We start from the raw sequence: 7,166 nt of genomic DNA, 5'->3' as shown, positions 1-7,166 counted from the left end.
CACTCGGGCCGCCGAACTGCGCTGGTTGTCTCACGAGGCTCAGGAACTACCGGCTCGGACTGCCACGATCAACAAGCCGCGCCGAAGATGCCCCAATCATCCCCACCTACGGAAAACGGGCCTAGCGCCGGTGCGGCGAGAACCACCGCCAGCGTGAACGGCGCCGGATAACGGCGAGCAACTGAGCGACCTGCTCATTGTGTTGGATGCCATGAACTCCAACAACGAACAGGGCCTCCGCTGGGAGGCCCTGTTTCGTTTTCCTAGCTCGGCTTCAGCTCGGAGTTGATCTCAGCGCGGATCGCGTCCATGTCCAGTGCCCGCAACTGCTTGATCAGATCCTCGAGCGCCGCCCCCGGCAGGGCTCCCGGCTGGGAGAACACCACGATGCCATCCCGGACCGCCATGATGGTGGGAATCGCGGTGATGTCGAAACCCTGCGCCAGCGCGGGCTGCGCCTCCGTGTCGATCTTGCCGAACGTGATGTCCGCGTGCTGCTCGGACGCCTTCTCGAAGATCGGCCCGAACGTCCGGCAGGGCCCACACCACGCCGCCCAGAAGTCGAGCAAGACGATCCCGCTGTCCGCGATCTCGTTGAAGTTCTTCTCGGTTACCTCGATCGTCGCCACACACGACTCCCTTCTTCATCGGACACAACCATGTGCCCACGCCCAGCATTCCAAGCCTTCTCGCGTCAGACTCCAAGGAGAGAACCCTAGATGAGGAGAGGCCATGTTCCCCGGATGCGGCTCGTGCTCCTGCAGCGATGAGATCCTGTCCACCCTCAAACCACCCCGAATCACCCAGCTCGGCTAACACCTAACAGTCCGCTTCCAATCACGACAGTCCGCTTCCCGTCATGCGCAGAAGGCACCGCTACACAGTCCGCTCCCCATCACGCGCGGGAGCCGCTGCTACAGGGACCACCCTGCCCCTTCCGGTGACGCCGAAGGCGTGGAAATTGGGACGGATTGCCCGCCGACGCCAGAGCTTCTGCGAGGCACCTTTCTGAGTTCGTCATTTCCGGCCAGAATGCCCGCAGCCGCTCTTGGCGCCGGTGCGGCGAGAAGCACCACCTGCGTGAACGGTGCCGGATAACGGCGAGCAAGCAAACGATCTGCTCATTCTGTTAGGCGCCCCATAGGGTGACGGGCGCTCCCGGTGATGGCCGGGGACGCCCATCGGCGGCCGGACCGGGTGGCAGCCGGACCCGGTGGTAGCTGGCACCTCCGGGTTCAGGCCAATGGACTCTGGTCGGACCGCCGGTCCAGATGCGCGCAATGGCACGCGTCAGGCGTGGAGCATGGCCTACGCACCAGCGGGAGCGGGACCACCGGGTTCAGGCCAACGGACTCTGGTCGGACCGCCGGTCCAGATGCACGCAATGGCACGCGTCAGGCGTGGAGCATGGCCTACGCACCAGCGGGAGCGGGACCACTGGTGGTTGCCTGCGTCACGTGCGAAGCATGGCCTACGCGGCGGACGGGAGCGGTGAGCATTGCGTGGCGGCCGCGTTAGGTGTGGAGCATGGCTTCGGATTGCCAGAGGGTGCGGTAGTAGCCGTCGGTTGTGGTGAGGTCGGCGTGGGTGCCGCGTTGGGTGATCTGGCCGTCTTCCAGGACGAGGATTTCGTCTACCGCTTCCAGGCCGCGCAGGCGGTGGGTGATGAGGAGGGTGGTGCGGCCGTGGGTGGCGTCCAGGAGGTCGGCCATCAGGGCGGCGGCGGTCTGTTCGTCCAGGGCTTCGGCGGGTTCGTCGAGGAGGAGGACGGGTGGGTTGTAGAGGATGGCCCGGGCCAGGGCGAGGCGTTGGAGTTGGCCGCCGGAGAGGGTGCGGCCGTCCTCGCCCAGGGAGGTGTCCCAGCCGGTGCGGTCGGCCCAGGTGTCCAGGTGGGCGGCCTGGACGGCGTGGGCGAGCTCCTCGTCTGAGGCTTCGGGGCCGGCGAGGCGGAGGTTGTCCTTGAAGGATGTCTGGAAGACGTAGGGGTCCTGGGTGAGACCGGTCATGAGGTGGCGGACGGTTTCGGAGGGGAGGTCCCTCGCCTCGACCTCGTTGATGGTGATATTTCCGGATTCGTAGTCGACGGTGCACATCAGGGCGGAGAGCAGGGTGCTCTTTCCGGCTCCGCTCGGGCCCACGATGGCGACGCGGCGCCCGGGAGTGAGGGTAAGGCTCACCCCGTTGAGAGCGGGCCGGGCTTCGCCGTGCCGCACCACCAGGTTGGAGATCTCGATGGTGAGCGGTCCCGACGGGGTGGCAGCGGGGACGGCAGGTTCGGTCACGGCCGCCGGGAGAGAGCGAAGATCGGTGAGACGGCGCAGGGCGGCGAGGACGCCGGTGAGGCGCTCTCCGGCCGCGGCCAGGGGAAGCACGGGTTCGAAGGCGACCAGGGACATCAGGGCCAGGACGGCCGTCGCCACCGAGCCGGTCCCGGTGGCCTGGCAGATCCAGACGATGGCGACGACGGTGAGGCCCTGGGTGAGAACCCCGGTCAGCAACGCGGTGGCACTCACCCGGGACTGGCGGCGTTCGAGGGCCGCGAGACGGTCGTCCGCCGACATCCCCGCGGCCAGTGCCTCCCCCTTCGCGCCGTACGCGGCGAGGTCGGCGGACCCGTGCACCAGATCGGCGACGCGCGCGGCCAGGTCGGCGCGGGCCGGAGCCAGCCGGGCCGACCAGCGGCGGGAGGCGGCGGCCGTGCCGAGCGGCAGCAGAACCCCGGCGATCACGAGGCCAGCCAGCAGCGCGAAGGCCGCCGCCGGCAGCAGGAAGAGCGCGATCACCACAGCCGCCGCACCGGTGACGAGAGCGGCGATAGCGGGCAGCAGGCACCGGACCAGCAGATCCTGGACCGCGTCGGTGTCGTCCACCATGCGGCTGAGCAGATCCGCGCCACGATGGCTGAGCGGACCGGACGGGATCAACGCCTCATAGAGCCGCTCCCGGGTCGCCGCCTGAGCACGCAGCGCGACGTCATGCCCGGCGAGCCGCTCCGCGTAACGGAAGACCCCCCTGCTGGTCGCGAACGCGCGCACCCCGACGATCGCCACAGAAAGCGCGGCCAACGGCGGCTGCTCAGCGGCCCTGGTGATCAGCCACGCGGCGGAGGCAATCAGCCCAAGCCCAGCCAGATCGGCCGCAGAACCGGCCAACGCGGCGACGACCAGCCGCCGATTCAGCCCACTCGGAATCAACCCGCTCATCGGAATCCCCCCAGAAAGAGGACTGTCCGCACTCTGGCCGGGGATGCGGTGATCGCCGCACACCTCCCAGGAACGGGAGAACCCGCCGGATTACCCGCAATCCGGCTGGCCGAGGATGCGGTGATCAACGCAGACCTCCCAGGAACGGGAGAACCCGCCGGATTACCCGCAATCCGGCTAGCTGAGAGTGCGGTAATCAACGCAAACCTCCCAGGAACGGGAGAACCCGCCGGATTACCCGCAATCCGGCTAGCCGAGGATGCGGTAATCAACGCAAACCTCCCAGGAACGGGAGAACCCATCAGATTGTCCGCCGTCTGGCTGGCCGGGGATGCGCTGGTCACCGTAGGCCTCCTACGGGGCGTGCGTGGTCTTCGGTGATCGCGCCGTCGGTTATGCGGATCACGCGGTCGGCGAGGTCGATCATGGCGGGGCGGTGGGCCACGATCACGGCGGTGCGGCCTTCGGCGAGGTGGCGGGTGGAGTCGAGGACGGCGGCTTCGCTTCGGCCGTCGAGGCGGGCGGTGGGTTCGTCCAGGAGGAGGACCTCGGCGTCGGGGCGGCAGAAGGCGCGGGCCAGGGCGACACGCTGGCGTTGCCCGGCGGACAGGTTGGCGCCGCGTTCGCCGAGAACCGTGTCGTAGCCCTCCGGCAGGGTTTCGACGAACTCGGCGGCCTGCGCGGCGGCGGACGCCGTACGGATCTGGTCGGGGGAGGCGGCCGAGCCGAGCCGGATGTTGTCGGCGACCGAGGTGGCGAACAGGTGGGGGCGCTGTGGCACGAAGGCGAGGCGGCGACGCCAGGCGTCCAGGTCGAGGTCGGCCAGGTCGACGCCGCCGACCAGCACCCGGCCGGACGAGGGGGTGACGAAACCGAGCAGCAGGTGGAGCAGCGTGCTCTTGCCCGCCCCGCTCGGACCTACCAGGGCGACCCGCTCCCCCGCTTCGATCACCAGGGACACATCGGTCAGGGCCGCGTCCTCCCGCCCGGGATACCGCACGGTCACCGACTCCAGCCGGATCTCCGGCACGCCCTCGGGGGCCGTCAGCCGCCCGGACTCCCCCGCACGTTCCTCGCCCAGCAGCGCGAACGCCTGGTCGGCGGCCGTCACCCCTTCCATCGCGGCGTGGAACCGGGTCCCCATCGCCCGCAACGGCAGATACGCCTCCGGCGCCAGCAGCAGCACCAGCAGCGCCGTGCTCAGATCCAGCGACCCCGACAGCAGCCGCAACCCCACCGGCACCGCCACCAGCGCCAGCGACAACGACGCGACCAGTTCCAGCACCAGCGACGACAGGAACGCCACCCGCAGCGTGCGCATGGTCGCCGACCGGTGCTGATCGGCCACGTCGCGGATCACCGACGCCTGGTAGCGCGCCCGCCCGAACGCGCGCAGCGTCGGCAGCCCGCGCACCACGTCGAGGAAATGGCCGCCCAGCCGCGCCAGCGCCCGCCACTGCCGCTCGGTCACCGCCTTGGTGGTCATCCCGACCAGCGCCCCGAAGATCGGAATCAGCGGCAGCGTCAGCAGCACGATGATCGCCGTCGCCAGATCCGCCACGAAGAGCCGGATCAGCACCGCCACCGGCACCACCGCGGCCACCGCCACCGACGGCAGATATCCCGTCAGATAGGGATCGAGCGCGTCCAGACCCCGCCCGGTGAGCGTGACCAGCTCACCCGAGCGATGCTCGGCCGGGCTCATGTCCTGGAACCGGGACAGCAGCCGATGCCGCAGCAGCGACTTCACCCCGCTCGCGGTGCGCCCGGCCGCGACGCCCTGCGCCCAGCCGAGCGCCCCGCGCAGCCCGATCACCAGCGCCAGCGGCAGCAGCGCGCCCACCGCGAACCGCCCGGACAGCACCCCGGCCAGCAGTTCGGCCTGCACCAGCACCAGCAGCCCGGCCACGATCGCGGCGCCCAGGCAGACCGCCAGGTGCCGCCGCGGCAGCACCCGCATCAGATCCCGGTGCACGATCCCCCCGAGGTTAGAAGAACGTCGGAACGGCGCCCCTGCGGAACACGCGCCAGACCCAGATCTGCGCGCCCACCATGAGGGGAACAACTGGCAACACCATAAGGCTCAGCACCGACAGTGTCGCCGACGGGGCGGCCTGGCCGAGCACGTCAGAGGCCAGGACCGTCAGCGGCGCCACCACCGGCGCGACGGCCACGGCCGCCGACAGCACCAGCCCCCGGCCGGTACGGCTCGCGCCCTGCGCCACCGCCTCCCCCGGCAGCCGCCACGCCAGGAACGTCCACCCGTGGAACGCGAACACCAGCGCGACCACCACCCCGTACGCCACGCCCAGCAGCGCGGGCGCCCCGGTGATCCCCGCGATCACGCCGCCCCAGGACAGCGCCAGCCCCAGCGACCCCGCCGCGACCGCCCCCGTCCAGAACGACCGCCAGCCGCTCCCGTCCAGCCTGCGCCGGAACCACAGCCCCGCGTCCCGGACGATCCACGACACCAGCAACCCCACCACCACCGGGTAGAGCCCGCTCAGCACCTCCCCTTCCAGCACCGGGAAGGCCCCGAACAGCACGCCCGCGAGCCCGACCAGCCACACCTCGTTGGCCAGCACGAACGGCGCGATCGCCCCCACCGCCCGGTCGCGCTCCCCGGTGAAGGGCAGCAGCAGCCCGACCCCGATGTCGAAGCCCTCCAGGGCGAAGTAGCCGGCCAGCAGGACGGCGAGAATCCCGAACCAGAGGATCTCCACGACAGCTCCTTCAGAAAGTCAGGACGGGTTGGGGGGCCGGCTGCTCGCCCAGCGCGACCACGGCGGGACCGCGCCGGATCAGGCGGGCGATCAGCAGGTAGTCGACGACGGCCAGCATGCCGAGCACCCCGACGAAGGCGAGGAACGACAGCGTGATCTGCCCCGCGGTCAGCCCGGGGGTGAGCGCGTCGGCGACGGTGAGCTTGCCGTAGATGAGCCAGGGCTGGCGGCCCTCCTCGCGGGCGATCCAGCCGAGCACCAAGGCGATGAACGGCAGCGGCGTGAGCAGCATCAGCACCGGCTGGGCCCACCGCCAGCGCGGCAGCCACTTGACGCACACCAGCAGCAGAAAGGTGATCAGCTGCAGCGTCTCGCCGATCGTCTGCATGCTGCCGAGCCCGATTCCGGCGAGCGCGTTCGCAGACCATTTGTCCGGCTGAACCGGCTTGACGAACTCGAACTGGGCGTATCCGAAGCCGACCGTGAGGAACCCGCCCACGAAGGCCGTCACCACGCCGATCCGCAGCGAGGTCGTGAAGAACGCCCGTTCCGCGGTCCGCCGGAACAGCTGGTACGCACTCGCCCCCATCACCACGCACCCCGCGGTCAGCAGCCCGGCGGCGAGCACGTGCGGCAGCGCCATCACCAGCGTCGGATTGCCGAGCAACGCCCCGAAGTCGGTGAGCGCCAGCCGGTCGCCCTGAACGGTCGCCCCGGCGGGGTTCTGCAGGAAGGAGTTGGCCACCATGATCCAGAACGCCGACGCGTACGCGGTCAGCGCCACCAGCCAGATGCAGGCCAGATGGAGCCGTTTCGGCAGCCGGTGCCATCCGAAGATCCACAGCCCCAGGAAGGTCGACTCAAGGAAGAACGCGACCAGCGTCTCGATGGCCAGCGGCGCGCCGAACACGTCGCCCGCGTAATGCGACAGCCCGCTCCAGCTCATCCCGAACTGGAACTCCATCACCAGGCCGGTGACGATGCCGAGCGCGTAGTTGGTGACATAGATCTGACCCCAGAACCGGGTCATCCGCTCGTGTTCGGGGTTGCCGGTGCGCACGTAGCGGGTGTTCATGATCGCAACGAGGGGGGCCAGGCCGAGCGTCAGCGCCACGAACAGGAAGTGCAGGCTTCCTGTCACGGCGAACTGCAGCCGGGCCAGGTCAAGAACGTCCATGAGGCTCCTTATGTGTGGCTACATATAGGGAGCCTACATGTAGACTGGCTACATGACGAATCC

The 7,166-nt window shown here is 69.6% G+C and carries 5 protein-coding genes; all 5 read right to left on the bottom strand.

The annotated features are described in order from the left end of the window. Nucleotides 1-263 precede the first annotated feature (263 nt). The 5 genes from trxA to ABGB08_RS19110 all read right to left on the bottom strand — a co-directional run bounded on the left by trxA (nucleotide 264) and on the right by ABGB08_RS19110 (nucleotide 7,103). Nucleotides 264-629 carry a thioredoxin gene (trxA, locus tag ABGB08_RS19130; RefSeq protein ID WP_155354181.1) on the bottom strand — a complete coding sequence of 122 codons (366 nt, stop codon included), beginning with the start codon at nucleotides 627-629 and terminating at the stop codon, nucleotides 264-266. Between the two features lie 885 nt (nucleotides 630-1,514). After that, a complete protein-coding gene (cydC, locus tag ABGB08_RS19125; protein ID WP_347592058.1) occupies nucleotides 1,515-3,203 on the bottom strand; it encodes a thiol reductant ABC exporter subunit CydC in 1,689 nt (562 codons plus the stop codon). Between the two features lie 340 nt (nucleotides 3,204-3,543). Further along, nucleotides 3,544-5,178 carry a thiol reductant ABC exporter subunit CydD gene (gene cydD / locus ABGB08_RS19120; protein ID WP_347592056.1) on the bottom strand — a complete coding sequence of 545 codons (1,635 nt, stop codon included), beginning with the start codon at nucleotides 5,176-5,178 and terminating at the stop codon, nucleotides 3,544-3,546. Nucleotides 5,179-5,191: 13 nt separating this feature from the next. After that, on the bottom strand, nucleotides 5,192-5,926 hold the full coding sequence (locus tag ABGB08_RS19115; protein ID WP_347592054.1) for a cytochrome d ubiquinol oxidase subunit II: 735 nt from the start codon (nucleotides 5,924-5,926) through the stop codon (nucleotides 5,192-5,194). A gap of 10 nt (nucleotides 5,927-5,936) precedes the next feature. Next, entirely contained in the window at nucleotides 5,937-7,103 is a 1,167-nt protein-coding gene (locus ABGB08_RS19110; RefSeq protein ID WP_347592052.1) for a cytochrome ubiquinol oxidase subunit I, read from the bottom strand. Between the last annotated feature and the right edge of the window lie 63 nt (nucleotides 7,104-7,166).

It is taken from the genome of Acrocarpospora sp. B8E8 (assembly GCF_039871605.1).
Lineage (GTDB): Bacteria > Actinomycetota > Actinomycetes > Streptosporangiales > Streptosporangiaceae > Acrocarpospora > Acrocarpospora macrocephala.
This window is presented reverse-complemented; position numbering and strand designations above follow the sequence as displayed.

Coding starts and splice junctions, on each gene's coding strand:
- cydC (WP_347592058.1), bottom strand. CDS start 3,203: ATGAGCGGGTTGATTCCGAGTGGGCTGAATCGGCGGCTGGTCGTCGCC.
- ABGB08_RS19110 (WP_347592052.1), bottom strand. CDS start 7,103: ATGGACGTTCTTGACCTGGCCCGGCTGCAGTTCGCCGTGACAGGAAGC.